Origin of the sequence: Acidovorax sp. LjRoot38, from assembly GCF_964252975.1 — a bacterium.
GTDB lineage: Bacteria > Pseudomonadota > Gammaproteobacteria > Burkholderiales > Burkholderiaceae_C > Acidovorax > Acidovorax facilis.
Window position 1 is genome coordinate 100644 of sequence record NZ_CAXUPT020000016.1, and the last position, 26152, is coordinate 126795.

General features: G+C 65.8%; 23 protein-coding genes. 16 read left to right on the forward strand and 7 right to left on the reverse strand.

Annotated elements, in window-relative coordinates; all coding sequences use genetic code 11:
• The first annotated feature begins 56 nt into the window (after positions 1-56).
• From ACSQ22_RS22695 to ACSQ22_RS22705, 3 genes are read left to right on the forward strand one after another with little or no spacing between them, the layout of a single operon-like run.
• The gene (locus ACSQ22_RS22695; protein ID WP_436131623.1) at positions 57-1292 is read left to right on the forward strand and encodes an ABC transporter substrate-binding protein; all 1236 of its coding nucleotides are present in this window, start codon (positions 57-59) and stop codon (positions 1290-1292) included.
• Entirely contained in the window at positions 1289-2353 is a 1065-nt protein-coding gene (locus ACSQ22_RS22700; RefSeq protein WP_436131624.1) for a FecCD family ABC transporter permease, read from the forward strand. Before ACSQ22_RS22695 ends, ACSQ22_RS22700 begins: the two co-directional genes overlap by 4 nt.
• Entirely contained in the window at positions 2347-3102 is a 756-nt protein-coding gene (locus ACSQ22_RS22705) for an ABC transporter ATP-binding protein (RefSeq protein WP_436131625.1), read from the forward strand. The genes ACSQ22_RS22700 and ACSQ22_RS22705 overlap by 7 nt, the downstream gene beginning before the upstream one ends.
• A 45-nt stretch (positions 3103-3147) precedes the next feature.
• Here ACSQ22_RS22705 and nadA read toward each other — a convergent pair whose 3' ends face one another.
• Positions 3148-4278, reverse strand: coding sequence for a quinolinate synthase NadA (gene nadA / locus ACSQ22_RS22710; protein ID WP_436131626.1), 1131 nt, complete (start codon positions 4276-4278; stop codon positions 3148-3150).
• Entirely contained in the window at positions 4275-5147 is an 873-nt protein-coding gene (nadC, locus tag ACSQ22_RS22715; protein ID WP_436131627.1) for a carboxylating nicotinate-nucleotide diphosphorylase, read from the reverse strand. The genes nadA and nadC overlap by 4 nt, the downstream gene beginning before the upstream one ends.
• A 136-nt stretch (positions 5148-5283) precedes the next feature.
• Between nadC and ACSQ22_RS22720 the strand changes: the two genes are divergently transcribed.
• The 5 genes from ACSQ22_RS22720 (at position 5284) to ACSQ22_RS22740 (ending at position 11113) form a co-directional block, all read left to right on the forward strand.
• Positions 5284-6489: an ATP-binding cassette domain-containing protein gene (locus tag ACSQ22_RS22720; RefSeq protein WP_436131628.1), complete on the forward strand. Its 1206-nt coding sequence runs from the start codon at positions 5284-5286 to the stop codon at positions 6487-6489.
• A 6-nt stretch (positions 6490-6495) separates the two neighbouring features.
• Positions 6496-8106, forward strand: a complete 1611-nt coding sequence (locus ACSQ22_RS22725; protein ID WP_436131629.1) for a hypothetical protein — start codon at positions 6496-6498, stop codon at positions 8104-8106.
• 184 nt (positions 8107-8290) lie between these two features.
• The gene (gene panB / locus ACSQ22_RS22730) at positions 8291-9172 is read left to right on the forward strand and encodes a 3-methyl-2-oxobutanoate hydroxymethyltransferase (protein WP_436131630.1); all 882 of its coding nucleotides are present in this window, start codon (positions 8291-8293) and stop codon (positions 9170-9172) included.
• Positions 9173-9216: 44 nt separating this feature from the next.
• Positions 9217-10062 carry a pantoate--beta-alanine ligase gene (gene panC / locus ACSQ22_RS22735; protein ID WP_228898627.1) on the forward strand — a complete coding sequence of 282 codons (846 nt, stop codon included), beginning with the start codon at positions 9217-9219 and terminating at the stop codon, positions 10060-10062.
• Between the two features lie 211 nt (positions 10063-10273).
• Positions 10274-11113, forward strand: a complete 840-nt coding sequence (locus tag ACSQ22_RS22740) for an urease accessory protein UreD (protein WP_436131631.1) — start codon at positions 10274-10276, stop codon at positions 11111-11113.
• 9 nt (positions 11114-11122) lie between these two features.
• Here ACSQ22_RS22740 and ACSQ22_RS22745 read toward each other — a convergent pair whose 3' ends face one another.
• The 3 genes from ACSQ22_RS22745 to ACSQ22_RS22755 form a co-directional block, all read right to left on the reverse strand.
• Positions 11123-11620, reverse strand: a complete 498-nt coding sequence (locus tag ACSQ22_RS22745) for a GNAT family N-acetyltransferase (protein WP_436131632.1) — start codon at positions 11618-11620, stop codon at positions 11123-11125.
• 124 nt (positions 11621-11744) lie between these two features.
• Positions 11745-12971 (reverse strand): alanine transaminase, encoded by a 1227-nt coding sequence (gene alaC, locus ACSQ22_RS22750; protein ID WP_436131633.1) that lies wholly within the window; start codon positions 12969-12971, stop codon positions 11745-11747.
• 160 nt (positions 12972-13131) lie between these two features.
• A complete protein-coding gene (locus tag ACSQ22_RS22755; RefSeq protein ID WP_426306676.1) occupies positions 13132-14346 on the reverse strand; it encodes an MFS transporter in 1215 nt (404 codons plus the stop codon).
• A 241-nt stretch (positions 14347-14587) separates the two neighbouring features.
• Here ACSQ22_RS22755 and ACSQ22_RS22760 point away from each other — a divergent pair, with 241 nt between their 5' ends.
• The 7 genes from ACSQ22_RS22760 (at position 14588) to ACSQ22_RS22790 (ending at position 22554) form a co-directional block, all read left to right on the forward strand.
• Positions 14588-15316, forward strand: a complete 729-nt coding sequence (locus tag ACSQ22_RS22760; protein WP_436131634.1) for a haloacid dehalogenase type II — start codon at positions 14588-14590, stop codon at positions 15314-15316.
• Positions 15317-15664: 348 nt separating this feature from the next.
• On the forward strand, positions 15665-16810 hold the full coding sequence (gene wecB / locus ACSQ22_RS22765; RefSeq protein WP_436131635.1) for a non-hydrolyzing UDP-N-acetylglucosamine 2-epimerase: 1146 nt from the start codon (positions 15665-15667) through the stop codon (positions 16808-16810).
• A 426-nt stretch (positions 16811-17236) separates the two neighbouring features.
• On the forward strand, positions 17237-18487 hold the full coding sequence (locus ACSQ22_RS22770; protein ID WP_436131645.1) for a glycosyltransferase: 1251 nt from the start codon (positions 17237-17239) through the stop codon (positions 18485-18487).
• Positions 18484-19563, forward strand: coding sequence for a polymer-forming cytoskeletal protein (locus ACSQ22_RS22775; protein ID WP_436131636.1), 1080 nt, complete (start codon positions 18484-18486; stop codon positions 19561-19563). The genes ACSQ22_RS22770 and ACSQ22_RS22775 overlap by 4 nt, the downstream gene beginning before the upstream one ends.
• 155 nt (positions 19564-19718) lie before the next feature.
• Positions 19719-20420, forward strand: coding sequence for a hypothetical protein (locus tag ACSQ22_RS22780; protein ID WP_176888603.1), 702 nt, complete (start codon positions 19719-19721; stop codon positions 20418-20420).
• Between the two features lie 234 nt (positions 20421-20654).
• The gene (locus ACSQ22_RS22785) at positions 20655-21731 is read left to right on the forward strand and encodes a hypothetical protein (protein ID WP_436131637.1); all 1077 of its coding nucleotides are present in this window, start codon (positions 20655-20657) and stop codon (positions 21729-21731) included.
• Between the two features lie 253 nt (positions 21732-21984).
• Positions 21985-22554 carry a helix-turn-helix domain-containing protein gene (locus ACSQ22_RS22790; protein WP_436131638.1) on the forward strand — a complete coding sequence of 190 codons (570 nt, stop codon included), beginning with the start codon at positions 21985-21987 and terminating at the stop codon, positions 22552-22554.
• 43 nt (positions 22555-22597) lie between these two features.
• On the opposite strand, the gene ACSQ22_RS22795 is transcribed toward ACSQ22_RS22790, so the two are convergent.
• Entirely contained in the window at positions 22598-23428 is an 831-nt protein-coding gene (locus tag ACSQ22_RS22795) for a YaiO family outer membrane beta-barrel protein (protein ID WP_436131639.1), read from the reverse strand.
• Complete coding sequence (locus ACSQ22_RS22800; protein ID WP_436131640.1) at positions 23425-24480, reverse strand: hypothetical protein; 1056 nt, start codon at positions 24478-24480, stop codon at positions 23425-23427. Before ACSQ22_RS22800 ends, ACSQ22_RS22795 begins: the two co-directional genes overlap by 4 nt.
• Positions 24481-24671: 191 nt before the next feature.
• On the opposite strand from ACSQ22_RS22800, the gene glmM reads away from it, so the two are divergent.
• Entirely contained in the window at positions 24672-26057 is a 1386-nt protein-coding gene (glmM, locus tag ACSQ22_RS22805; protein ID WP_436131641.1) for a phosphoglucosamine mutase, read from the forward strand.
• Positions 26058-26152 lie beyond the last annotated feature (95 nt).

Here is a 26152-nt window from a genome sequence, read left to right on the forward strand (position 1 = left end):
CACGGCGCATCGCATCTTTTTCCTCCCCACCCCTTCATTCACAAAGAGTCTTTGACATGGCAATGGGTCACCGCTGGCGCATCGCGCTTCTTATCCTTGTGCTGGCAGGCATCGCCGCCGCCGGCATTTTTATGGTTTCTCCGGCCGCAGCCCCCGAAGGCGCTGCATCCCCCCCGCCCTCCGGCAGCCACCACGTCACGGTGACCGACCTGCTGGGGCGCAATGTGCAGGTGCGGTTACCTGTGCAGCGCGTGATCCTGGGCGAAGGGCGGCAGTTGTACCTGGTGGCCGCACTCGATACGGACAACCCGATCCAGCGCATCGTGGGCTGGCGCAAGGATCTGATCCAGGCCGACCCTGACACCTATTCGGCGTACGCCAAGAAATTTCCGCGCATCGCCGACATTCCCACCTTTGGGGGCTTTGAAGACGGCACCTTCGACATCGAGCAGGCCATTGCGCAAAAGCCCGATGTGATCCTGCTGAACATCGAGGCCCAACGGGCCACCGATGACGCCCGCTACATCGAGAAACTGGCGGCGCTGGGAATTCCGGTGGTGTATGTGGACTTTCGCCATCGCCCCATGGAGAACACCGAGCCCACCATGCGCCTGATGGGCCGGCTGCTTGGCAAGGAAGCGCGCGCTGAAGAGTTCATCGCGTACCGCGCGGCGCAGATCCGGCGCGTGGCAGACACCATCGCCGCCGAGCAGCCCCCGCGCCCCAAGGTGTTCATCGAACGCATCGGCGGCTACACCGAAGACTGCTGCTTGAGCTTTGGCAACGAGAACTTCGGCAAATACGTGGAAGTGGCGGGGGGCACGAACGTTGCTAAGGGCGTGATTCCCGGCACCTTCGGCCAGCTCAACCCTGAGCAGGTAATCGCCTCCAACCCCGACCAGGTCGTGGTCACCAGCGCCAACTGGGAGGCCTACGTACCCTCCGGCCACTGGATTGGCGTGGGCCCTGGTGCCGACCTGGCAGAGGCCCGGCGCAAGCTGGAGACCTATACCCGCCGCCCCGCCTACACCGGCACCCGGGCTGCGCAAGACCGCGCGTTCCACGCCATCTGGCACCAGTTCTACAACAGCCCGTACGAGTTTGTGGCCATCCAGCAGCTGGCCAAGTGGTTCCACCCAGCCTTGTTCGCGGACCTGGACCCGGACGCCACCTACCGTGAGATGCACGAACGCTTTCTTCCCGTGCCCTATGAACCCGGCTACTTCGTGAGCCTGGGCAGCGCAACACCCGCAGCCTCCGCAGCGCCCTCCACCACCAAGGCTGCCCCATGACGACCACGGCGATGGCACCCCCTGCAAGCCAGGGCGCTGGCTACCGTGCCCTGGTACGCCGCAAGCGCTGGCTGCTGCTGGGGTTTTTCGTGCTGACGACCTTGAGCCTGCTGCTCGACCTGGCACTCGGGCCGGTGGGCTACAGCGTGAGGGACGTGGTGCAGGCTGTGCTGTGGCCCGACAGCGTGCCCGTGCAACTGCGCGTGGTGGTGTGGGACATCCGCCTGCCCACTGCGCTCATGGCGCTGGCTGTGGGTGCTGCGCTGTCGGTGGCGGGCGCACAGATGCAGACCACGCTCAACAACCCGCTGGCCAGTCCGTTTACGCTGGGTATTTCGGCGGCGGCCAGCTTTGGCGCCGCGCTCGGGCTGGCCTTCGGCGTTGCCCTGTTCCCCACGGTGGCCGGGTATGTGGTGCCGCTGAATGCCTTTGTGATGGCGATGCTGTCGGCCGGGTTGATCCACCTGCTGAGCATGAAACGCGGCGTGACCACCGAGACCATCGTGCTGCTGGGCATTGCGCTGGTGTTCACTTTCAATGCACTGCTGGCGCTGGTGCAGTATTTCGCCACCGAGCAAGCCGTGGCGGCCGTGGTGTTCTGGACCATGGGCAGCCTGACCAAGGCCACCTGGCCGAAGCTGGGTGTGACCTGCCTGGTTCTCGTGGTCACGCTGCCCCTTTTTGCTCGCAACAGCTGGGCACTGACGGCCCTGCGCCTGGGCGATGACAAGGCCGCCAGCTTCGGCATCAACGTGGCGCGCCTGCGGCTGCAAACGCTGGTGCTGATCAGCCTTCTGGCGGCCTTCCCGGTGGCGTTTGTGGGCACTATCGGCTTTGTGGGCCTGGTGGGCCCGCACATTGCACGCATGCTGATCGGTGAAGACCAGCGGTTCTTCCTGCCTGCGTCGGTCATGACCGGCGCATTGCTGCTGTCGATCAGCTCGGTGGTCAGCAAAACGCTGATCCCTGGGGCCATCTTTCCCATCGGCGTCGTGACCTCGCTCATAGGCGTGCCCTTCTTCATCTCGCTCATCCTGGGCCGCAGGGAGCGCTCATGGTGACGCTCCAGCTGCAAGGGGTGGGCGCGCACTATGGCAGCCGCACGGTGCTTGCGAACGTCAACACCCCCGTCTTCCACGCGGGGCAGGTGGTGGCAGTGATCGGGCCCAACGCGGCGGGAAAATCCACCCTGTTCAAGCGCGTGGCCGGCATGCTCAAGGGGCCTGGCCAGATCGTGCTACAGGGCACCCGCAAGGGGTCCGAGGGCATCTGCTACATGCCGCAGGACATCAGCGCCACCGCGCGGCTCACGGTGGTTGAATCCATACTGCTGGCCGCCAAACAGCAGCACCAGGGCTGGGCGGTGAGCGATGCCGAACTGGCGCAGGTGGACGCCATCACCGCGTCACTGGGCATTGCGGACCTGGCCTTTCGCAACCTGGGGGAACTCAGTGGCGGCCAGCGGCAACTGGTGTCCATCGCCCAGACGCTGGCGCGCGACCCCGAGATCCTGCTTATGGACGAGCCCACCAGCGCGCTCGACCTGCACCGCCAGATCCAGGTGCTGGACTTCATGCGCTCGCTGGCACAGGAGCGGGGGCTGATCGTGTTCATCGCGCTGCACGACATCAACCAGGCGCTGCGCTACTGCGACCACGCCCTGGTGATCGCCAACGGCCAGGCGCAGCACAGCGGGCCTTGCGAGCAGGTGATTACTGCAGCAATGCTGCGCGATGTCTATCGCATCCGGGCCCGCATTGAAAGCTGCTCGGTGGGCACGCGGCACGTCATTGTGGACGGCGTGGCGTAGCCAGCGCCCGCCCGGTCCGCCACGACTCAATACCTGCGTGATGCCTCAGGCGGCCCCGATGCCAGGGACCAGGCCCGCCGTGGGCTGCCCGTTCCTCAGCGCGGCCGTGAAGGCCAGCATGCGGTCAATCGGCTGGCGCGCGCGCGGGATCAGCGCCGGGTCCACCTGGATGGCATTGGCACCGGTCTCCAGCACGCGGGCCACATCGGCCAGGCCGTTCATCGCCATCCAGGGGCAGTGCGCGCAGCTCTTGCAGGTGGCGCTGTTGCCGGCGGTGGGGGCCTCAATGAACACCTTGCCGGGGTTCAGCGTGCGCAGCTTGTGCATCATGCCGTTGTCGGTGGCCACGATGAACTCGGTGGCTTCCATCTCGCGCGCGGCCTTGAGGATGGCGCTGGTGGAGCCCACCGCATCGGCCAAGGCGATCACGTCCGCAGGGCTTTCGGGGTGGACCAGCACCTTGGCGTGGGGGTGTTCTTTTTTGAGCGCCTCCAGCTCGAAGGCTTTGAACTCGTCGTGCACGATGCAGGCGCCGTTCCAGAACACCATGTCGGCCCCGGTTTCGCGCTGGATGTAGGCGCCCAGGTGGCGATCGGGCGCCCACAGGATCTTTTGCCCTGCTGCCTTCAAGGCGCCGACGATGTCGAGCGCGCAGCTGGATGTGACCAGCCAATCGGCCCGCGCCTTCACGGCCGCGCTGGTGTTGGCGTAGACCACCACGGTGCGGTCGGGGTGGGCGTCGCAGAACGCGCTGAATTCCTCCACAGGACAGCCCAGATCGAGCGAGCAGGTCGCATCCAGGTCGGGCATGAGCACCGTCTTTTCGGGGCTCAAAATCTTGGCCGTCTCACCCATGAAGCGTACGCCGCTCACCACCAGGGTCTGCGCGGCATGGTCGCGGCCAAAGCGGGCCATCTCCAGCGAGTCGCTCACCAGGCCGCCAGTTTCCTCGGCCAGATCCTGCAGGTCGGGGTGCACGTAGTAGTGCGACACCATCACCGCATTTTTCTCTTTCAGCAGGCGGCGGATTTTGTCCTTGAGCGCGAGGCGTTCGGCCTGCGTGGGTTCGGGTGGCACGCGCGCCCAGGCGTGTTTGGTGGAGCAGACGGAGCCTTCCTCGGTATCGAGCGGCTGCTCGTACTCCACGTCGATGCGGTTCATTACAGCGGTGGTCATGACAGCTCCTGCAGGCGCATGGAAAAGTCCGTCGCCTTGACGTCTTTGGTCAGCGTGCCGATGGAGATGCGGTCCACCCCCGTTTCGGCCAGTTCGCGCAAGCCTTCGAGCGTGACGCCACCCGATATTTCCAAAATTGCACGGCCCGCGTTGATGCGCACCGCCTCGCGCAGCGTGGGCAGCGGCATGTTGTCGAGCAGCACCATCTTGGCACCTGCATCCAGCGCCTCGGTCAGTTGCTCCAGGGTTTCCACTTCAATCTCGACGAACTTTGCTTGAGCTGCCACAGTCTGGGCGGCATTGAGCACAGCCGTCACGCCTCCGGCGGCGGCGATGTGGTTTTCCTTGATGAGCACTGCGTCGTGCAGACCGATGCGGTGATTGGTGCCGCCGCCCACGCGCACGGCGTACTTTTGCGCCAGGCGCAGGCCGGGGATGGTCTTGCGCGTGTCCACGATGTGGGCGCGGGTGCCCGCCACCACATCCACATAGGTGCGGGTCTTGGTGGCCACGGCCGACAGCAGTTGCAGAAAGTTGAGCGCAGTGCGCTCGGCCGACAGTAGTGCGCGGGCATTGCCTTCCAGCTCCAGCACCACCTGATCGGGCGCGCATCGCTGGCCCTCTGCCACATGCCAGGTGATCTGCACCGTGGGGTCAAGTGCGCGCAAGGCGGCTTCGGCCCAGGGGGCTCCGCAGATCACGGCAGATTCGCGCGCCAGGATGCGGGCACGGGCGCGGCGGGTGGGGTCGATCAGGCCGGCGGTCAGGTCACCGCTGCCCACGTCTTCTTGCAGGGCGCGGTGCACATCCTCGCGCGCCAGTGTCGCCAGGGCTTCAGGAGTCATCGGGTTGTCGCGGCGTTTGTTCATGGGGCGCCAAGCATAGCGGCATCGCTCCCCCCACCGGGGCAAATGCTATAAAGCCCCGCCACCGACGTGCCGGGTGCGGCCCGCACGCCGGCCCCCGCAGCCCGCACAGACGGGCCTATCCACAGAGGGAGTCCACATGGAAAACAATGCCACGGCTTCGGCGCAGCCCGCCCCTGCGCACGCGCCGCCATGGGCGCTGGCGGCCGAGCACGCACTGGGCGCAGGCCAATGGCACGGCGCCTGGTGCACGCTGCTGGACGCAGCCCTGCCCGTACCTCCGTCCGTGCAGCAGCAGGTGCTGGCCAGCCTGGATGCCTGGGATGCACTACCAGCCCAGGCCCCGGCAGCACAACGCGCCGCGCTGCTGCACACCGCTCTCGCCGCCGTCCGCGGCGCCCACCACCACACCCACAGCGCAACGCTCACAGCAGCAGGCAGGCAGGCCCGGCGGGTGCAGGGCTCGGGGCTGGTCAAGCGCTTTCGCAAGGGGGCTTTCACCCTGGGCCCGGTGGACGTGCAGGTGGCGCCAGGCCACATCCTGGGTCTGGTGGGCGAGAACGGCAATGGCAAGACCACCCTGCTGCGCCTGCTCGCGGCCGACCTGGCGCCAGACGCCGGCCAGATCAACTGGGGCGCCACTGCCCGCGACCCCTATGCCTTGCGATCACAGCTGGCTTACATCCCGCAGCGCCCGCATCCCTGGGGCGGGCGGCTCATGGACCACCTGCAGTTCGCCGCGCGCAGCCACGGCGTTGTGGGCGAGGCCAACCGCTGCCTGGTGGAGCTGGTGATAGCCCGGCTGTCGCTGCGGCCCTTTCGCGGCCACCAGTGGAAACAGCTCTCCTCGGGCTACAAGATGCGCTTTGAACTCGCCCGCGCGCTGCTCACCCAGCCATGCGTGCTGTTGCTTGATGAACCGCTGGCCAACCTGGACATCAACGCCCAGCAGACCTTGCTGTCTGATCTGCAATCGCTGGCGCGCTCGCCCTGGCGCCCGATGGCACTGGTGCTCAGCTCTCAGCAACTGTATGAGGTGGAGAAAGTGGCCGATGCCGTGCTGTTCCTGGAGCACGGCCAGCCGCGCAGCGTGCAGGAACGCTTTGCGCAGATGGTGGGTTGCGCGATCGAGTTCGAGACAAGCTGGTCGGAGCCCGCCCTGAGCGCCTGGCTGGGCCAGTTGCCCCCCCACACGCACCAGGTCAACGGGCACACACACATCGTGAGCTTTCAGGGCGACACCAGCGCCGCCGACTTCCTGCGCGCCGCCGTGGATGCGGGGCTGCCGCTGGGCTATTTGCGCGACATCACCGACTCGACCCGCCGCCTTTTCGTGAAAGATTGACACACCATGCGCCGCCTGACCACTGCCTGGGATCAATGGTTTTTGATGCACAGCCCGCTGCTGTGGCAGTTGCGCCTGCACTGGTATCTGCCGCTGGCGCTGCTGTGGTGCCTGCTGATGTTCGGCGGGTGGATTGGCTGGACGGCCGAACCCGCGCGCTGGATGGGCAGCCCCGAAGGCACAGTGGTCGCCACGTGGAACCGGCCCGAGGACACCACGCGGCAGGTGGGCGGCATCATCGCCTGGATCATCGCCTTTGGCCTGGCGCTGTGGTGGCTGTGGCGCGTGCGCATCCACAACCGCTGGCGCGAGATCGCACCCGCGCCGCGCCTGGGCCTGTGGTGCGAATACCTGTGGGGCGCACTGTTTTTCGCCCTGCTGCTGGCCCCCACGCTGCTGCTGGACGCGGCCTACCGCGACCGCATCCAGCGCCTGTGGCAGGGCCAGGACACCGCCGCCCAGCAGCAGGCGGCTTGGCATGTGCGCCGCTGGGAGCTGCTGCTGGCGCCGGACAACGCGGCGCGGCTGGTCGAGTGGACACAGGCCGCACAGGCCATGCAGGCTGCTGAGCCGTCTACAGCCGCCGCCGAGATCCATGACAACGACAAATGCAACGAGAACCAGAGGTACAGGGAATACGACCCCGGCTGCGCAACCAACGCGCTGCAATCCCTGCATTGGCTGGCCCAGGCCGACACCGATGCCATTGCGCAGCAACTGGTGCACTACGGCGCGGCGCTGGGCCGATGGGGATACGCACCCGTGCGGCCGGGGGCGTCGGCGCAGGACCAGGCGCAGCAGCTCGTCAGCGCCTACCAGGCCGCCCTGCAATCGCCCCTGGCCCAAGAGTGGCGCAACTCCAAGGCTCAGCATGCAGGCACCGCGCAGCCGCAGGACCGCGCACGGGACGCCCGGGCTGCCCAGTCTCCCCGGGATGGGCGGGATTGCGATGTCGCCGTTTCTCGCGACCCCCGTGCCTGCTTTGCTAGCGACCTCGCGCGTTCGCCCAGCCAATGGCGCGACAACCTGCACAGCGCGCTGCAACAGCACCTCAGTCCGCCGCCCCGCCTGGTGCAATGGGCACACCCCCGCTACGGCATGGCACAGCCCGGCCTCGTCGCCCACCACCTGGAAGGCGCCACGCCGTCGCAAAGGGCGCAGGAGCGCCAGCGCAGCAGTGTGCTGGCCGCCGCCAGCGCGGGCTTCTTCGCGGCGCTGGCGCTGATCGCCGCGCGGCTGCTGTCGCTGCGGCAGATTGCTGCCCTGTGTGGCGCGCTCACGCTGGCCGCCCCTGCACTGATGCTTCTGGGCGTGGCGGGCCTGGCCAACAACATCATGCTGCCGCTGGTGCCGGCAACGCTGCTGGCGCTGGCCTGGGTGCGCATTGCGCTGCTGCGCCGCCCCTGGGGGGGCTCCACGCTGCTGGGCCTGGGCCTGGCGCTGTCCCTGGCGGGGTCGGCCAGCGTGTGGGACGAAGCCGCCCGCGCGCTGGAGCTGCCCGACGGTTCGTGGCCGGAGCTACTGACGGGCGCGCCCGCCGTGGCCGTCAGCACGGCCCTGCTGGTGGCCGCCTTGTCGCCCCTATGGCGTCATTGGCGCGCACTGCCCGAGCGTTGACACCCGTCCTGGGGGCGTACGCCGTGCAGCCTCAACCCAAGCCAAATAGTCTTCTGAGCATCGCAAATAAAGCGCAATTAGCTATCAAATAAATAGCACTTTCTCAAGTATGGGGTGTGGCAAGCGCCGCGCCCATCTCGCATAGACTCGGCCGCAATTTCACAGCCCCCGACCGGAGCGCCCCATGACCAGCCCTGCAGCCCCCCCAGCCACGCCCTACGGCACTCTGCCGCCCGCATCCCCCTTGCCCCAACGCCGCCCGGTCAGCCTGCCGCGCCTGGCGCAGATGCGCGCAGCGGGCGAGAAGATCACCATGCTCACCGCCTACGACGCCACGTTTGCGGCCGTGGCTGATGCGGCGGGGGTGGAATGCATCCTGGTGGGTGATTCGCTGGGCATGGTGTGCCAGGGCCTGCCCAGCACGGTGGGCGTGACGCTGGACACCATGGCCTACCACACGGCCAGCGTAGCGCGCGGCCTGCACCGGGTGCAGGGCACGGCCTGGCTCGTGGCCGACCTGCCCTACGGCACCTATGCCGAGAGCCGAGAGCAGGCGCTGCGCAGCGCCTGCGTATTGATGCAGGCGGGAGCGCACATGGTCAAGCTCGAAGGCGGGGGCTGGACAGCGCCCACGGTGGAGTTTTTAGTGCAGCGCGGCGTGCCGGTGTGCGCCCACCTGGGCCTGACGCCACAAACGGTGCACGCGCTGGGTGGCTACCGCGTGCAGGGCAAGACGGACGACGCAGCCCGCACCCTGCGCAAGGAGGCGCATGAGCTGCAAGACGCAGGCGCCACCATGCTGGTGCTGGAGATGGTGCCCGCCGCGCTGGCCGCCGAGCTGACGGCCGAGCTGCTGCACTGCCACACCATCGGCATCGGCGCGGGCAACGGCACGGCCGGCCAGGTGCTGGTGTTGCACGACATGCTGGGCATGAACCTCGGAAAGATGCCGAAGTTCGTCCACAACTTCATGCAGGACGCAGGCAGCGTGCGCGGCGCCATGGAGGCTTATGTGCAGGCCGTGAAGCAGGGGCAGTTCCCGGACAACGCCTTGCACGCCTGGTGAGCCTTCACCGCATTTCCTCATTTCTTTTCGACCTCTCCCACCCCATGCTGATTGCCCGTTCCATTGCAGACCTGCGCCAGGCCCTGGCCTCCTATCGCCGCCCCGCCTTTGTGCCCACCATGGGCAACCTGCACGACGGGCACATCGCCCTGGTGCGCCAGGCCAAGCCCCTGGGCGACGTGACGGTGGCCAGCATCTTTGTGAATCGCCTGCAGTTTTTGCCGCACGAGGACTTTGACAGCTACCCCCGCACCTGGGAGGCCGATTGCGCACAACTGCAAGCTGCGGGCTGCGATGTGCTGTTTGCCCCGCGCGAGGCCGACCTGTACCCACAGCCCCAGACCTTCAAGGTGCACCCCGACGCAGCACTGGCCGACATGCTGGAAGGCCATTTCCGCCCCGGCTTCTTCACAGGCGTGAGCACGGTGGTGATGAAGCTCTTTGCCTGCGTGCTCGGCCAGACGGGCGGCACCGCCGTGTTCGGCAAAAAGGACTACCAGCAGCTCATGGTGATCCGCCACATGGTGCAGCAGTTTGCGCTGCCGATTGAGGTGGTAGCGGGCGAGACCTGCCGCGCGGCCGATGGCCTGGCACTGAGTTCACGCAACGGCTACCTCAGCCTGGAAGAGCGGCAAGAAGCCGTAGCCCTGTCGCAGGCATTGAAGCAACTGGCACAGCAATGGCTGAACGCTGCGCCCAACGACCGCAGCGCGGTGGAGCCCCGGGCCTTGGACGCCCTGCGCGCGAGGGGCTGGGCACCGGACTACCTCACCGTGCGCCGCCGCGCCGATCTGTTGCCCGCCACAGCGGCCGATGCAGCGGGCTCGCTGGTGGCACTGGGGGCTGCGCGGCTGGGCAGCACGCGGTTGATTGACAACCTGGAGTTTTAGAACAGCTCACAAAAATCGCCCCTCGCGCCGTTGTCGCGAGGGAGGGCCTGCCAAAGGGGTGAGCAGACGATGCTGTGCAGCCCCGCCACCGGCCCGTCTCCGAAAACAAACCAAGCACCCACCTACCGTCAGCTATTATTCGACCCCAAAGGCCCCTAGCGCTTATCTGCATTGCGCAATAAGCTACTTATTTGATAGCAAAGACTCCTCCATGTCCTGGCACGCCCGCCTGCAGCTCGACTACACGGCACAAAACAACAACGCCCGCACCGTAGCCCGCTATGAGCACAACGGGCCGCTGCGCATCCTGCAAAGCCTGTACCCCGAGGGCGACGCCATCTGCCACAACGTGCTGGTGCATCCGCCCGGCGGCCTGGTGGGCGGCGACACGCTGGACATCACCACCACCGTCGGCCCCGGCGCCCACGGCCTGGTCACCACCCCCGGCGCCACGCGCTTCTACCGGTCCACCGGCCCGTTGGCCCTGCAGCGCAGCCACCTCACCCTGGCCGAAGGCGCGCGCCTGGAATGGCTGCCGCTGGAGGCCCTGTGCTACAGCGCCTGCCACGCCGAAAACCACCTCACGCTGAACCTCGCCCCCGGCGCCGAATGCATTGCCTGGGACGTGACCGCACTGGGCCTGCCCCACGCGGGCCAGCCGTTTGAGCAAGGCCGCTTCACCCAGCACCTGGAAGTGCCCGGCCTGTGGCTGGAGCGCGGCGTGATCGACGCCGCCGATGAGCGCCTGCTGAGCAGCCCCTTGGGCCTGGCAGGCCACCGCTGCATGGCCAGCATGTTCTTTGCCGCAGGCACGCCCCTCGACCGCACACGCCGCGACGCGGCCCTGGAAGCGGCCCGCGCAGTGATGGATCAACACCCCCAGGTCAACGCCACCGCAGGCGCCACCAGCCCCAACGACCGCATGGTGGTGGTGCGCGTGCTGGCGCCGCAGGTGGAGCCCGCGATGAAGCTGCTCAAGGCGGTGCGGGTGGCCTGGAGGGAGGTGTTGTGGGGGTTGGACGGGGAAGCGCCTAGGATTTGGGCGATGTGAGGTGGCGGTCTATGAGACGGCAGGACAAATCTTTCGGTTATCAATAACCTCGAAAAATACACGCCCATTTTTCTCACCAAGGCGCTGAAAGCCGCACTTCTCTGCAACCCTTATAGAGCCGATGTTTTGGCTTCTAGCAGATGCTCTCAGCTTAGAAATGCCTTTTACGAAGGCATCTTCTACTAATAAGGCAACAGCCTTCGTGCCAATGCCTTTACCCCAAAAGTTCTTACGCAAGAACCACCCACAGTCAGCGCTACCACCGCTGAGCAACGTGAACCCCACGCTCCCCGCCACGATGGAGTCCACTTCGACAGCGTAGAAAAATCGGCTTCTGATCGGCATAACCTGCTGCTCCAGCGCATCCCAGAAAGCAACCTCCGCTTGATAGCGCGTTCGTGGCAACCAATCTACAAACTGACCTACGTCTTGATCTTCCTGCAGCGAACAGAACACCTCCTGATCGCGCGGGAGGAATTCTCGGAGCAGCACGTAGTTCTGAAGCATGGGTTCCTCGCACAACCGAATAGTAGTGAGAACTTCAAGACCGCTATGGCCCCAAGGAGGGGGCAAGCCTCAATCCCCATTCAGAATCAATTGGAGTTCAGTCCCCAAACGGCCTCTTCCAATGTCAGGCCGCCGCTGTCGTAGGCGCCATGAGCAACCCGTCCGCCTTGAACATCGCGCGAATTCCCCGCACCGCCTGCCGAATCCGCGCCTCGTTCTCGATCAACGCAAAGCGCACGTATTCGTCCCCCTGGTCGCCAAAACCAATGCCGGGCGACACACACACCTTGGCTTTGTCGAGCAGCTGCCGTGCGAACTCCAGCGAGCCCAGCGCGCGATACGGCTCGGGGATGCGGGCCCAGATGTACATGCTGGCCTTGGGGCAGTCCACGGCCCAGCCCGCTTCGGTGAGGCCCTTGTAGAGCACGTCGCGGCGGCGCTGGTACTGGGCGGCGATGTCTTTCACGCACTGCTGGTCGCCCTCGAGCGCGGCGATGGCCGCGACCTGCAGGGGGGTGAAGGTGCCGTAGTCGTGGTAGCTCTTGATGCGGGCGAGCGCAGCCACGAGGTCGGGGTTGCCCACCATGAAGCCCACGCGCCAGCCGGCCATGTTGTAGCTTTTGCTCAGGGTGAAGAACTCCACCGCCACGTCCTTGGCGCCGGGCACTTCCATGATGCTGGGGGCGCGGTAGCCGTCGTACACGATGTCGGCATAGGCCAGGTCGTGCACCACCAGGATGTCGTGCTTCTTGGCCAGGTCGATCACGCGCTCGAAGAAACTCAGCTCCACGCACTGCGCCGTGGGGTTGCTGGGAAAGCCAAAGATCATCATCTTGGGCTTGGGGTAGCTGCCGCGGATGGCCTTTTCCAGCTCGGCAAAAAAGTCCACATCGGGCGCCACGGGCACGCTGCGGATGTCGGCACCGGCAATCACCGCGCCGTAGATGTGGATGGGGTAGCTCGGGTCGGGCACCAGCACGGTGTCGCCCCTGTCCAGCGTGGCAAGCATGAGGTGGGCCAACCCTTCTTTGGAGCCGATGGTGACGATGGCCTCGGTGTCGGGGTTGATGTCCACCGCGTAGCGGTCTTTGTACCAGTGGCTGATGGCGCGGCGCAGGCGCGGGATACCTTTGCTGGCGCTGTAGCCGTGGGTGTCGGGCCGCTGGGCCACTTCGGTGAGCTTGGCGACGATGTGCGGCGGCGTGGCCCCGTCGGGGTTGCCCATGCTCATGTCGATGATGTCTTCGCCACGGCGGCGGGCGGCGAGTTTCAGCTCGGCCGTGATGTTGAAGACGTAGGGAGGGAGGCGATCGATGCGCGCAAAGCGGCGCTTGCCTTGAGAAGCAGACATGCTGTGGTGACTTTCACGTAAGCGCCCGGAACCGTCCGAGCGACGTGGCTGGCAGAAAGGCCGGCCCGCTGCCACTTTAAGGCACAACGCGGTCATTTCTCCGTGGATTGCGGCAGTGTCGCACCGCCGCGACACAACACAGGTCAGTGGCCCGTGGTCGTCAGGCGGCGACGCGCCTGGTGTTTCGCTCGCTAACCAGCGCCCACACAAACATGCCCACGCCGCCAAGCCCCAGCAACACGCCCACCCACCCGGTAGACGTCCAGCCCAAGCCGGCCGCAATGCCCACGCCGCCCAGCCACGCGCCCAGCGCATTGGCGGCGTTGAAGGCCGAGTGGTTGAGCGCGGCGGCCAGGGTCTGCGCGTCGCCCGCCACGTCCATCAGGCGGATCTGCAGCGCAGGGCCGATGGCCACCAAGGTTCCCAGGAAAAACGTTGCCAGCGCGGCGCTGGCAGGGTGGTGTGCGGCGGGCACAAACAGCGCCAGTACGAGGATGGACCACACCAGCACCTTGCCCACAGCAGGCATCAGCGCCTTGTCGGCCATGCGCGAGCCCACGATGTTGCCCACCACCATACCCAGGCCAAACAGCGACAGCACAAAGGGCATGAGCGCGGGCGGCATGCCGGCCACCTCGATCAAGGTGGGCTTGATGTAGCTGAACACTGCAAACATGCCACCAAAACCGATGGCGCCAATGCCCAGCGTGAACCACACCTGCTTGCGCGCCAGCGCGCCCAGCTCGCGCAGCGGGCTGGCGCCGTGCGACGCGGGCATGGCGGGCACCCAAAGGCGCACCATGACCACGGCGGCCACCGCGATCAACCCCACAAACACAAACGCAGCGCGCCAGCCAAACGCCTCGCCCAGCGCGGCGGCAATGGGCACACCCACCAGCGTGGCGGTGGTGAGGCCCAGCATGACCCAGCCCACTGCGCGTGCGCGGCGCCCCGGTGGCGCCAGTGCGGCGGCCACCAGCGCGGCCACGCCAAAGTAGGTGCCGTGTGGCAGACCGGTGAACAGGCGCATGGCGCTCAGCGACCCATAGCCCGGAGCCAGCGCCGATGCGAAATTGCCCAGCGCATACACCACCATCAGCGCCATCAGCAGCGCGCGCCGCCCCCAGTGGGCGCACAGCACGGCCAGCACGGGCGCGCCCACCACTACGCCCAGCGCATAGGCGCTGATGACATGCCCGGCCTGCGGAATGCTCACACCAATGTCGCGCGCCACCTCAGGCAGCAGGCCCATGATGACGAACTCACCCGTGCCGATGGAAAAGCCACCGACCCCGAGGGCCAGCACGGCACGCACCAGGGTGCGGTCGTCGGTGGGAGTGGCGGAGATGGACGTGGGGGAAAGGGGCGCGGTCATGGCAACAACAGGGGAGACGCTGCACCGGCAAGCGACGGCAGGGCGCAGGAGGTAGACGAGACAGGGAGAAGGAGAGAAAGAAACGCAGTTACGGGGGTAAACCCGATTTTTGTAACCATAGCATGCAAAGCACCGCCTTGCTGAAGCGGGGAAATATGTAACCCAGGTTCAAAGCCATTCCAGCAATGGCTGCTACGCTGACGCCCTGACCACGCCCTTCCTCCTTTTTCAAGGACTGCGAATGACGACCACCCCAAGCACAGCAGACCACATCGCCAGCACCGTGAAGGTGCTGGCGTTCGACATCTTTGGCACCGTGGTGGACTGGCACGGCAGCATCGTGCGCGAGATGCAGGCGCTGTACCCCGCCGTGGATGGCGATGCGTTTGCGCTGGCGTGGCGCGCCGGCTACCAGCCCGCCATGGCGCGGGTGATGCGGGGCGAGCAGGGCTGGACGCTGATCGACGACCTGCACCGAAGCATCCTCGACGAGATCCTGCCGCGCTTTGGCCTGGCACAACTGTCTGACGCCGAACGCCGCCACCTCAACCATGTGTGGCACCGGCTCGATGCCTGGCCCGACAGCGTGGAAGGCCTCACGCGGCTCAAGACACGCTTCACCATCACCACGCTGTCCAACGGCAACATCGGCCTGCTGACCAATATGGCCAAGCGTGCCAGGCTACCGTGGGACTGCGTGCTGAGCGCTGAGGTGTTCAAGGCCTACAAACCCAGCCCGGAGACCTACCTGGGCGTAGCGCGCGTTTTCGACCTGCAGCCCGAACAGGTGGCGCTGGTAGCTACGCACCACGACGACTTGGCCGCTGCCCGCGCATGTGGCCTGCGCACTGTGTATGTCGAGCGGCCTCACGAACTGGGGCAGGCCCGGCCCAAAGATGGGACACCCGAGCCGGGCAATGACTTGCATGCCACGGGAATGAACGACGTGGCGCGGATGCTGGGCTGCTGACACCCCCCTAAAAAGCTCAAAACAGGTCAGGCTGAGGCTGAAGCCCTGACCGTGTTGAAGCGTCGAAGCTGCACAGGGCTTCGACAAGCCTGCAGGCCCGCGCCACCGCAGCCACGTTTTTGCTGCGCGGCTCCACAACACCCTTGGGGCCAGCGCTCCCACACCTCCGGCGCCCTCACTGGCTCTCACTGGCTATGTGCGGTGGACAACAGACGTGCCTCGCCACCGCAACGCACCATCCGCGCGATCCGGAGGCTTTGCGGTGCGCGCCGCAGCTTGCGACCGGCCCGTCGTCTGCGCGCTCCCCGCCCTCCCCCGAAAACGCCCATTTCAACACTGAAAGAATTGATGACCACCTATCTCGCCTGTCTGGGCACCCGCCCGGAAATCATCAAGATGGCCCCCTTGCACCGCGAGCTTCAGCAGCGCGGTCATCGCGTGGTGGTGCTACACACCGGCCAACACGAAGCGGTGGCCGAGGTGTTGTACCGATTCTTTGGCATGGGCCCGGATGTGCGCCTTCCCCCCGAACGGCGCAGCAATCGGCTGGGCGACCTCACGGCGCTGCTGCTCGAAGGGGTGGATCGCGCGGTCTCCGAATCCCAGCCGGACGTGGTCCTGGTGCAGGGTGACACCACGTCAGCACTGGTGGGAGCATTGAGCGGCTACTACAACGACAAACCGGTCGCGCACATCGAAGCGGGCCTGCGGACCGGAACACGCGAGCCGTTCCCTGAAGAAAAGAACCGCGAGCTGATTGCCCGGCTGGCCCATTGGCATTTCGCGCCCACCGCAAGGACACGGGACAACCTGCTGCGCGAGGGTATTGCAGACGCGCGCATCTCGGTGGTGGGCAACACGGTCATCGATGCAGCACGCTGGACGCAGCTACAGCTGGAGCCTTCCACAACGTCGGTACCGTCAGCCCTGCCCGCAGGTGTTGAGGCCTTCCTGGGCGAGCATGCCAGCCAGCGGCTGCTGCTGGTGACGGCACACCGGCGCGAGAACTGGGGCGAGCCCATCCGCAACATCGGAACGGCCATCGGGCAGCTTCTGGCCGCCCATCCCGACCTGGTCGTGGTCTGGCCGCTGCACCCCAACCCGGCGGTCAGCGAGGCGGTGGAGCCTGTGATTGCAGCACTGCCCGATGCCATGCGCGCGCGCGTCTGCCTGACGGCCCCCGTGGACTACCCGGCCTTGATCACGCTGCTGGAGCGCTGCTATTTCACGCTGACGGATTCGGGCGGCATCCAGGAAGAAGCCTCCGCACTGGCGCGGCCGGTGCTCATTGCACGCGACAGTACCGAGCGCCAGGAGCTGGTTGAGGCCGGTGGTGCCGTGCTGGTGGGCACCGACATCACGCGCATGGTCACCGCAGCTTCCGAGCTGCTGCTCGATGTTGCGGTCTACCGCGCCATGCAGCTGGAGCTGAGCCCCTTTGGCGATGGCAACGCGGCGCGCCACATTGCCGACCGGCTTTGCGCGGCTGATTGAGGGATGCACGCCCCCGCAAGCAGGGGCGACTCCATCGACCCGCCGCGTCCGGCACCAACCCGCCGAACCTCTGTGCGGCAACGAACAGACCCGTTTGGACACGTTACTTACATTCCACGCACACCCCTTTGTGGATTGGCGTAGAGCGTCCTTCGGACCCCTTGCGGCATGCCTCATACAGGGCCTGCAACCGTTGAAGCAAAAGGGCGAACCATGGATTCGAATCGGAGGGGCATGAGGCACCGTGTGGCTGCGCAGCTCACCGCCGCCCGGGGCTGGCCGTGGCGGACCTGCGTAGCGGCGGCAGCCGCCATGGGCGGCAGTGCGGGTGCGTGGGCGGCCTTGCTGCCACTGCCTGCGCGCTCGACAGACCCGCTGGCGCACTCCTGGGTGCCAGGGCCTGTGGCGCACACCATCCTGTCGGCAATGGCCGTGGTGCTGGCCCTGATCATCGTCGTCATGATGGTCTATGCGGCACGCCATGGCTTGCTCACGCTCAACCGCCTGCTCGGGCACCAGCGCCATCCCTACCTCGACATTGACCAGGCAGACTGGCCGCTGGTCACGGTCTTCATCGCCGCCCACAACGAGGAAAAGGTGATCGCAGGATGCCTGCAGGCCCTGCTCAACACCAACTATCCGCTGGAAAGGCTCAAGGTGGTGCCGGTCAATGACCGCTCTACCGACCGCACCCGCGAGATCATCGACGACTGGGTAAGCCGCTATCCGGGGCGCATCGTGCCGTTTCACCGCACCAAGGGCAAGCCCGGCAAGGCCGCAGCGCTCAAGGATGCCCTGCAACATGCGCAGGGCGACATCGTGATCATCTTTGATGCCGACTATGTGCCGGGCCGAGGCTTGCTCAAGCAGCTGGTGGCACCGTTTTTTGACCCCGAGGTGGGCGCAGTGATGGGACGTGTGGTGCCGGTCAACACCGGGGTGAACCTGCTCACGCGCATGCTCGATCTGGAACGCAGCGGCGGCTACCAGGTAGACCAGCAGGCGCGGATGAACCTGCGCCTGGTGCCCCAGTACGGCGGCACCGTGGGCGGGGTGCGCGCATCTGCCGTAGCGGCGGTGGGCGGCTGGCATGACGACACGCTGGCCGAAGACACGGACATCACCTACCGCCTTCTGCTGAACGGCTGGAAAACCGTCTACACCAACCGCTCCGAGTGCTACGAAGAGGTGCCGCAGGACTGGCCGGTTCGCATCAAGCAAATCAAGCGTTGGGCCAAGGGACACAACCAGGTGATGGTGCGCTACGGCCTGCGGTTTGCGTTCAGCCCGTATCTGAGCTGGCCCGAGCGGCTGGATGGCTTGTTGCTGCTGTTCGTCTTTGCGTTGCCGCCGCTGCTGCTGGTGGGCTGGCTGCTGGCCATCGGATTGTATTTCTTCAACGCTGGCGACATGCTGACCGGTTTGATTTCGGTGTTCGCACTGATGGCTTACGGCACGCTGGGCAATTTTGCGGCGTTCTTCGAGATCGCAGTGGCGGTGCTGCTCGACGGCAAACGCCGGCGTCTGCGCTTGCTGCCGTTGAGCCTGCTGGGTTTCATCATCAGCCTGTTCGCCATTTCGTCCTCCGTGTGGGGGCAGTTGATGGACAAGCTCTTGCGCCGCGACATGGTGTGGGACAAGACAGTGCGCTACCGCCAGCCGAGCGTTGAACAATGAACACCACCTTGTTCTACCTGGCTTTCCTTTTGCTCAGCGTGGCCCTGGCGGTGATTGCCTTTGGCCCCACCTGGCGAGAGTGGAGGCACCCCACAGATACCGCAGCGTTGCAGGTATTGCCGCAATACACAACCGACATCGAACATTTTTCCGACCGGTTCCGGGCGCTGGTGCAGGCGCACAAGACGCAGTTGCCCAGTCCGTTGTCCAGCCCTACCACCACTGATTTTGATTTCGCACCCGTTGCGCTGGAGGGCATGAACTGGGCCGCCATGCGCCGCCCGCTGGTGTGCCTGGGGTCGATCAAGCCCCAGGGCGCCATCGTGTGCTCGGCCCCCGTCTTCATTCATGGCGACTTTGAAGCCCAGCCCAACAGCCGTTTTGTGGGGCTGCTGGCCCAAGGGCGCATCTGGCTGGGCGCGGGGTGCGAGGTGGGGCAATGGGCGCACGCAGATGCATCACTGCATCTGCAGCGGGGTTGCTCCGGGCTGCGACGCCTGTCGTCGGCCACCTCCGTGGAGCTGGAGGCGGACTGCTGTTTTGAGCGAATTCAGGCACCCAGTATTTCCTTCGGCGACGATGCCACCGTGGAGCCGGAACGCGAGTCTCACGCACTGGTCGATGCAAGTTTTGAGCGGCTGGAAGGCGCGGTGCGACAGAGCGACCATGTCACGCTGATCCGGGGCAATTGCAAGCTGCCGCGCATGCACCGCTACCGCGGATCGCTGGTGGTCACCGGGCGCCTGCTGATTGGTGCGGGCACGGAAATCCTGGGCGATGTCAAAGCGCGGGACGGCATCGTCATGGGGGCCGGGGCCCGGGTTCAGGGGGCGCTGTGCAGTGAAAAACAGATCCAGATTCTGGACCACGCCCATGTCACGGGGCCGCTGGTCTCGGAGTCAGGCATCTTGCTGGGAGCGGGCGTTCAGGTGGGTACGCCGCAGGCGCTCACCACGGTCAGCGCCGAGACCATCATGGCCGAAGCCGGTGCCCGTGCCCATGGGACCGTCTGGGCACGCCGCCTGGGGATTGTGTGGACAGCCGGAGCCGTTGTCCCCTCGGCGTCTTTTCATTGATCAAGAACCGAGGGCTCTCTGTGCCACATCCATCCCCCATCGCCCACAGTCGGCAAGACCGTGAGACTGCCTTCGCCGCTGCGCGCGACCTTCTGGCGCGGGCTCAAAAGGCGCACACACACCAATTGACCCACCGGGCGTTGGGCCACGTTCGCATGAGCCCGTGGCTTGTGCTGCAGATGGTGGGGTTGCCCCTGGCGTGGCTGGCGCTCCTCTACGGCTTGCGGGAGCCTTTGTACGGCTTTTGGCGCAGCTATCTGCTGACCTGGGCGCAATGGCTGCAGTTGCCCCTCGTGCCTGCCGACATCGCGTCACGCCAGGATCTGCTGGGCTTGAGCTGGTCGCCCGGCGCCAGCGACCTGGGTTTGTCCACCACCACCGGCGCGGCGCTCGCTGCGGTGGTGGTCGTGGTAGCCTGGGGTCTGTCGCTGCGCCTGCGGGGGCGCTGGTTGCCCGCACAGTACCTGGTGCGTGTGCTGTGTGTGGTGCAAGCGCTGGCCCTGCTGTATTTCTGGTTCGCGCCCATGCCATTCCCCCACCAGTTGCTAAGCCATGCGGTGGACCTGCTGGATGCAGGCTATCTGCTGATGTTGTCGATACCGGTGCTGATGGCGCTGGGCTACTACCCGCTACAGATCAGCTGGCAGGCCAAGGTCGTGCACACGCTGCTCATCCTCATGTTTTTTGGGATCATGGTGCCGCAGCAGGCGCTGGTGCACCTGCTGATCCTGCAGCACCTGTCGGTGGTCTTCATGCCGGTTTTGTACCTGTGCTTTGGAGCCCTGTTCGACATGATGGTTTTTGTGGCCCTTTACGCATGGGCTGCAAGCACGGCCCCCCTGTCCGCCACCCATTGAGAGGCAGCCGGGCGCCCTGCAAGCTCGACGCCTTCCATACGCCCAAAATCGCCGTGTGAGCGGATCGGTACGCCTGCGTACGGCGCCGAATAAATGCGGGCAATCTTTGCAAAATCAGGTCGCTGTCCTTTTCCCCGGGGGCGGCGGCCTTCCTGGCAGTGCGCCATTTTTTTTGCGCTGTTGCTCTCCAGATGATGAAAGCGGTGTTCGGGTCTTCATTCGGAGATTGGGCACATGCAGCGTCGTTCATTGATCACCAAGGTGCCAGCGGCACTGGCCGCAGGTTGGCTCCTGGGCACCCCAGCCCGGGCGGCAGTCAATTCAACCCCCATCGATGCAGTGGCCGAGATCAAGGCGCTGCGCATTCCATCAGGACCCTATGCCGGCGGCTATGAGCTGGCACCCAATGGGGGCCTCAACTGGTACTTTGCCAACCTGGGGCTGGTTGCCATCGTCCCCATGCTGGGCGCCGCCGATCTGCAGTCCCACGTGCTGCCGTACCTCAACCTGTACCTGGCGAATGTCAACGCCGCCACCAGCACCATTGCAGACATTGAATTGCCGTATGGGCGTGCCAACACCTCCGTGTTCAAAAAAGTGGCGTCCGACTCGGACGATGCTTATGCATCCACGTTTCTCTCGCTGGCCACACGCTATGTGGTGGCCAGCGGCAACTGGGCCTGGTGGGAGTCGAACAAGGCTGCCCTGAAAAACATGGCCTATCGCAATCTGGCGCTGACCGCCAAGCCTTCGGGTTTGACATCGGTTTTTCAGTCGCCACGCAGCCAGAGCAATTCCAGCGGATACCTCATGGACAACTGCGAGGGCTATCGGGGTCTGCGCGATTTCGCGGCCTTGTTGCGGTCGCGTAGCGAGCTGCACGAAGCCAACTACTACGACTTGCTGGCGTCCAACACTGCAGAGGGCGTATCGCGCTTTCTCTTCAAGGCACCCGCGCAAGCATTCTTGTCGAGTGACGCAGCGCCCGCACTGACCGCAGACTTCTACCCCGGGACCACTTGCCAGGTCTACCCGCAGGCCTTTGGGCTGAGAGAACTGGCTGGGCAATTCACGGCCGGTTGGAACTACTTCAACACACACACGCCCGGTTGGGAAACGGGAAGCTACGACCCGTTTCCCTGGGCCATTCTGGGTTATGTCGCTGCCCTGCGCGGGCAAACTGGGCTGGCCAGCGCGCAACTGGCAACGATCGACAAGCTGTTTGCAGCCAACCGCAGACTGGTGACGATCAATGAACTGGGCTTCTACCAGCGCACAAAGTCCGTGCTGGCTGGCAACCTGTCGGCCTGAAGGCCCACGCGCCCCCAGTACGCTAACAGACAGATAGGGAGGGAGGGAGCCACCAGAATGGACTGCAGTCCATCCCGGACTTCCAAAAAAGCCGCATATCGACCAATCCCTCGCCAACCGCCTGCTGGCCCTGCTACGGCCCGCAGAGCGGTCACGCCTTCTGTCGCGAGCCGAGTGGGTCGAACTGGACCGCCAGCAAATGCTGGGGCGGGCTGGCGAGCGGCTCAGCCATGTGTACTTCCCGACGAACAGCATGGTCTCGCTCCTGTCGAACCTGAATGGCGCGCGCAATTGCGGGGCCAGCCAGCTCGGATTTGAGGGGATGCTGGGCGCCGGTGCAGGGTCAGGAGTGTCGGCGTCCGCCTTCGACGCCGTGGTGTCGGGGGCAGGCCAGGCCTGGCGGATCCGACTGAATATCTGGCGCGGCCAGTGCCTTGCCAGCCGGTCGCTGCGGGTGATCGCCGCCCGCTACCAATATGTCCAGCTGTCGCAGATGGGAACCATGGTGGCTTGTGTGCACTGTCACTCGCTCGCTCAGCGACTGGCCCGGTTGCTGCTGGCAAGCACCACCCAGTTGCGCAGCCCGGATATCGAAATGACACATGCCGGGTTGGCCAAGCTTCTGGGCGTTCGCCGTGCGGGCGTGACCGTTGCAGCGGGCCAGCTGCAAGAGCGTGGTGTGATCCAGTACGCGCGCGGGCACATCCTGGTGCTGGACAGCCCGGCGTTGCTGGCAGAAAGCTGCGGCTGTTTTCTCCAGGACAAGCGAATCTATGAACAGGTGATGTCGGGCTCGCTACAGCGTCGGCACCCACACACTTGAAGCCACGCACGCTGGGCTGTCAAAGCGCCGCGCGAGCACAACGCTACGGCAGTTCCCAAAATAGCGAGAGCCTGGCGCCGTTGCGGTCATAGAAAGGATTGCTGTAGCGCTCCACGCCCGCCGTAAACCCCCATTGAGGGCCCACCCACTGGCGCAGTGTGAGCTGCGTTTGCCGACTGTCAAAGTTGACCAGGGACGCACCGCCCCCAATAGCCTGGTAGCCCTCGGCGCCCCAGCCATGGCGCGCGATGACCTGGGTCTGTTTTGCGCGGCCCCAGGTCGCAGCCACAAACTGCTGGTGCGTGCGCACTTGGCCGGGGGAGCTGTTGTTGAAGCGCACCTCTGCCTGCACCACCCAGGGCGACTCGAAGTAGTAGGTGGAGCCCAGGCTGATGTTGCGGTCGATGTGGCCATCGGGCGCACGGTAGTAGCCCGCCCCCAGCGTGGCAACCCATTGGCGAGACGCCAGCAATTTGCGGTTGACGAAGCCGTCCACCCGGTAGCGCGGCAGGTAAGCGGCCCCATCGCCTGCGCCCACCGACACCGCAGTGAACCAGTCTTCGTTCAGGGTCCAGGTGTCGGACAACCCGATGAACCGGCCAGACTCGCCAAAACGCCGCATGGTGGCGGCTTCTGCGGCCCAGAGATGGCTGCCCATCCCGTACTGGCCGCGCACGCCGGTCTCATGCCAGTTGCCATAACCGTTGCTGAGGTGGTGGCGGCTGGCATAGGCCTCAAGACCCCGAACGGGCGCGGGAAGGTCCGCCGCAGCGGTGCCTTGCGCGTGGGCCACTGGCAGGCAGGCCGCCATGCACCCGAGGGCCAAAACAAGGGCTCGGGCGCCGGTGGAAGCGCGGGATGGAAGAGCGTTCATGATGCGGGGTGGGAGGAGTTGCTGGGAACGGTGCAGGCGGTGGTCTCCGGGGCCGGTGTGATGGCGCGCGCTTGCAAGATTTGTGCAGCGACTTCGTCCGTCACCGTCCAATGGGCGCTGTGCCGGTGCGGCAGCGCGGTCTGCAGCCAGCACCGCGCGGAGGGAATATCGTTTTGCTGCAGCGCCACGATGGCGACTAGGCCCCACGCAAAGTCGCCCTTCACCTGGGCGAGCCACTCGGTGCGGTGCTCCTCCATCCAGCGGCGGTAATGGGCACGCGCCCCCCCCGGAATGAGCGGAAAGCGCACCAGCAAGGGAAAGATCTGCGCCACCGCATCGGGGTAGAAGGCATGGGTGGTGTCACGCTGGCCTGGCTGGGTTGAGACCAGAAAGCGCTTGCGCTGCCCGTCCCAGAACACGGACGCCAGTGTTTTGGTGAAGCTGGGATGGCGAGCGCTTTCTGCAGCCCTGTGGGTAAAGGCGTATTCCCACAGCTCCAGGTTGTCCATCAACAGGCCATGCTGGTACACCGGGGAGACCAGGTAGATGCCCTTGCCCGGATCGACCAACTTGGCCAGCGCTGCGCTGGTGGCCGTGCGGCTGCGCACCCATGCGGCCTGGCTGCGCTGCGCGGCGGGCAGGGTGTCCATGAAAGCCAGCCACAGGCCGAGCTGGGAATCGTCGGCGTCGGCCGTCTTGCAGGCGGCCCACACCGGACCGTTGCGGCAAAAGCGGTCGAACGTGGCGTCGGGCTTTTGCCGTGGCAACAGCCATGCACCCCACGCTTTGGCAGGTACAGAAATATCCAGCCCGTGGCTGTGCGCCAGCAGCAGGGCCTGCAGCGCGAAGTACGGGTCCACCGTATCCCCGCCGTGCTGCACCGTGATCGCGCCCGAGGCATCGGAATACCCTGCCAGATCGAGCGTTGCGGCAGGGGCGCCGAACGATGCCCCAATCGCAGCCCAGGTGATGGCGCTGCGGACAAGCCGTTGCAGGCATTGCCGGGGGCGCCACAGGCTGCGTCGCGATCGCGGTAGGGAGTGTGGGTTCAATGGGAGATCCGTGGCATGGGCTGACATGTTCAGCGCCATCGCACCACACGGTCTGTGCGCTGGCGAACACATGCGGAAGGTGTTCGCCAGCGCACAGACTACCCCTGCCGCCAGAAATTATGTTTCGCCCTCGCCCTGGTCTCCGGCGAAACAGATGGAGATGGCGAATCTTGCATACCAAGGAACCCCCCATGAAAACGCAAAAGATGTTTGGAACCGACGGGGTGCGCGCCCCGGTCGGCATGGAGCCCATGACGCCCCAGACCATCATGCGCTTGGCGCATGCCTGCGGCCAGCTGCTGCACCGCACGCACACCGGCCCCAATCCCCGGCCCGTGGTCGCCGTGGGCACCGATACGCGGGGGTCGGCGCCGATGTTCGAGGCGGCGCTACAGGCGGGTTTCTCGGCGGCGGGTGTGGACACCGTGATGTGCGGCGAGCTGCCCACCCCGGGCGTGGCCTACCTGACGCGCCTGCGCGGCTACCAGGCCGGGGTGGTGGTGAGTGCATCGCACAACCCTTGTGAAGACAACGGGGTGAAGTTCTTCTCGGCCACGGGCGACAAGCTGCCCGACGGCATGGAAGCCGACATTGAACGCACCATGGACCAGCCCATGGTGTGCCTGCCCTCCTCCCAGTTGGGGCGCGTATCGCAGCTGCCAGAGGCGTCCAGCCTGTACATCGAGTTTTGCCGCAAGGCCGTACCTGCGGGCGTGCACCTGCGGGGCATGAAGATCGTGGTTGACGCCGCCCATGGGGCCTGCCACCGCATCGCGCCGGAAGTGTTCCGGCAGCTGGGCGCAGAGGTTATTGCGGTGGGCGCCTCGCCCGATGGGCAGAACATCAACGACAAGGTCGGCGCCACGTCGCCGCAGCACCTGAGCGCAGCCGTGCTGGCCCACCAGGCGGACGTCGGGGTGGCGCTGGATGGTGATGGAGACCGGCTGGTGATGGTGGACAGCGACGGCCGCATCTTCGCGGGCGACGAGTTGCTGTACGTGCTGGCCGTCGATGCCCAGACCAACGATGGACTGCAGGGTGGCGTGGTGGGCACGGTGATGAGCAACCAGGGGCTGGAGCTGGCGCTGCAGCGCCGTGGGATCGGTTTTGCACGCTCTGCAGTGGGTGACCGCCATGTGCTGGAGCTGCTCAAGCAGCGCGGCTGGCGCCTGGGGGGCGAGGGCTCCGGGCACCTGATTGGGCTGGACTGGCACAGCACGGGCGACGGCGTGATGTCCGCCCTGCGCGTGGTGGCCGCGATGCAGCGCTCGCAACGCAGCCTGGCCCAGCTGTGTGGCGACCTGCGCATGAACGCCCAGTGCCTGGTCAATGTGCCTGTCGCCCCGGGTGCCGGGATGGGCGATGGAGCGTGGATACCGCATTTCCAGCTGCGCGCAGAACAGGCGCTGGGCGACGATGGGCGGATACTGCTGCGCGCCTCGGGCACAGAGCCTGTCGTCAGGGTGCTGGTCGAGTGCCGCACCGCATTGCGGGCACAGCAAATGGCCAGCCGATTTGCGCAGGAAGTCTGCCAGCTGTTGGCCTTGCCTGTGGCCCCGCAGACCGCCACGGCCTGAAACTGCGGCCACGCTCTCCAGGCCGACGTGCCGGCAGCCCCTTGGCATTGCAGGGGGAGCCTGGCCGCGCCCAGAACACCCACACCCCATGACCC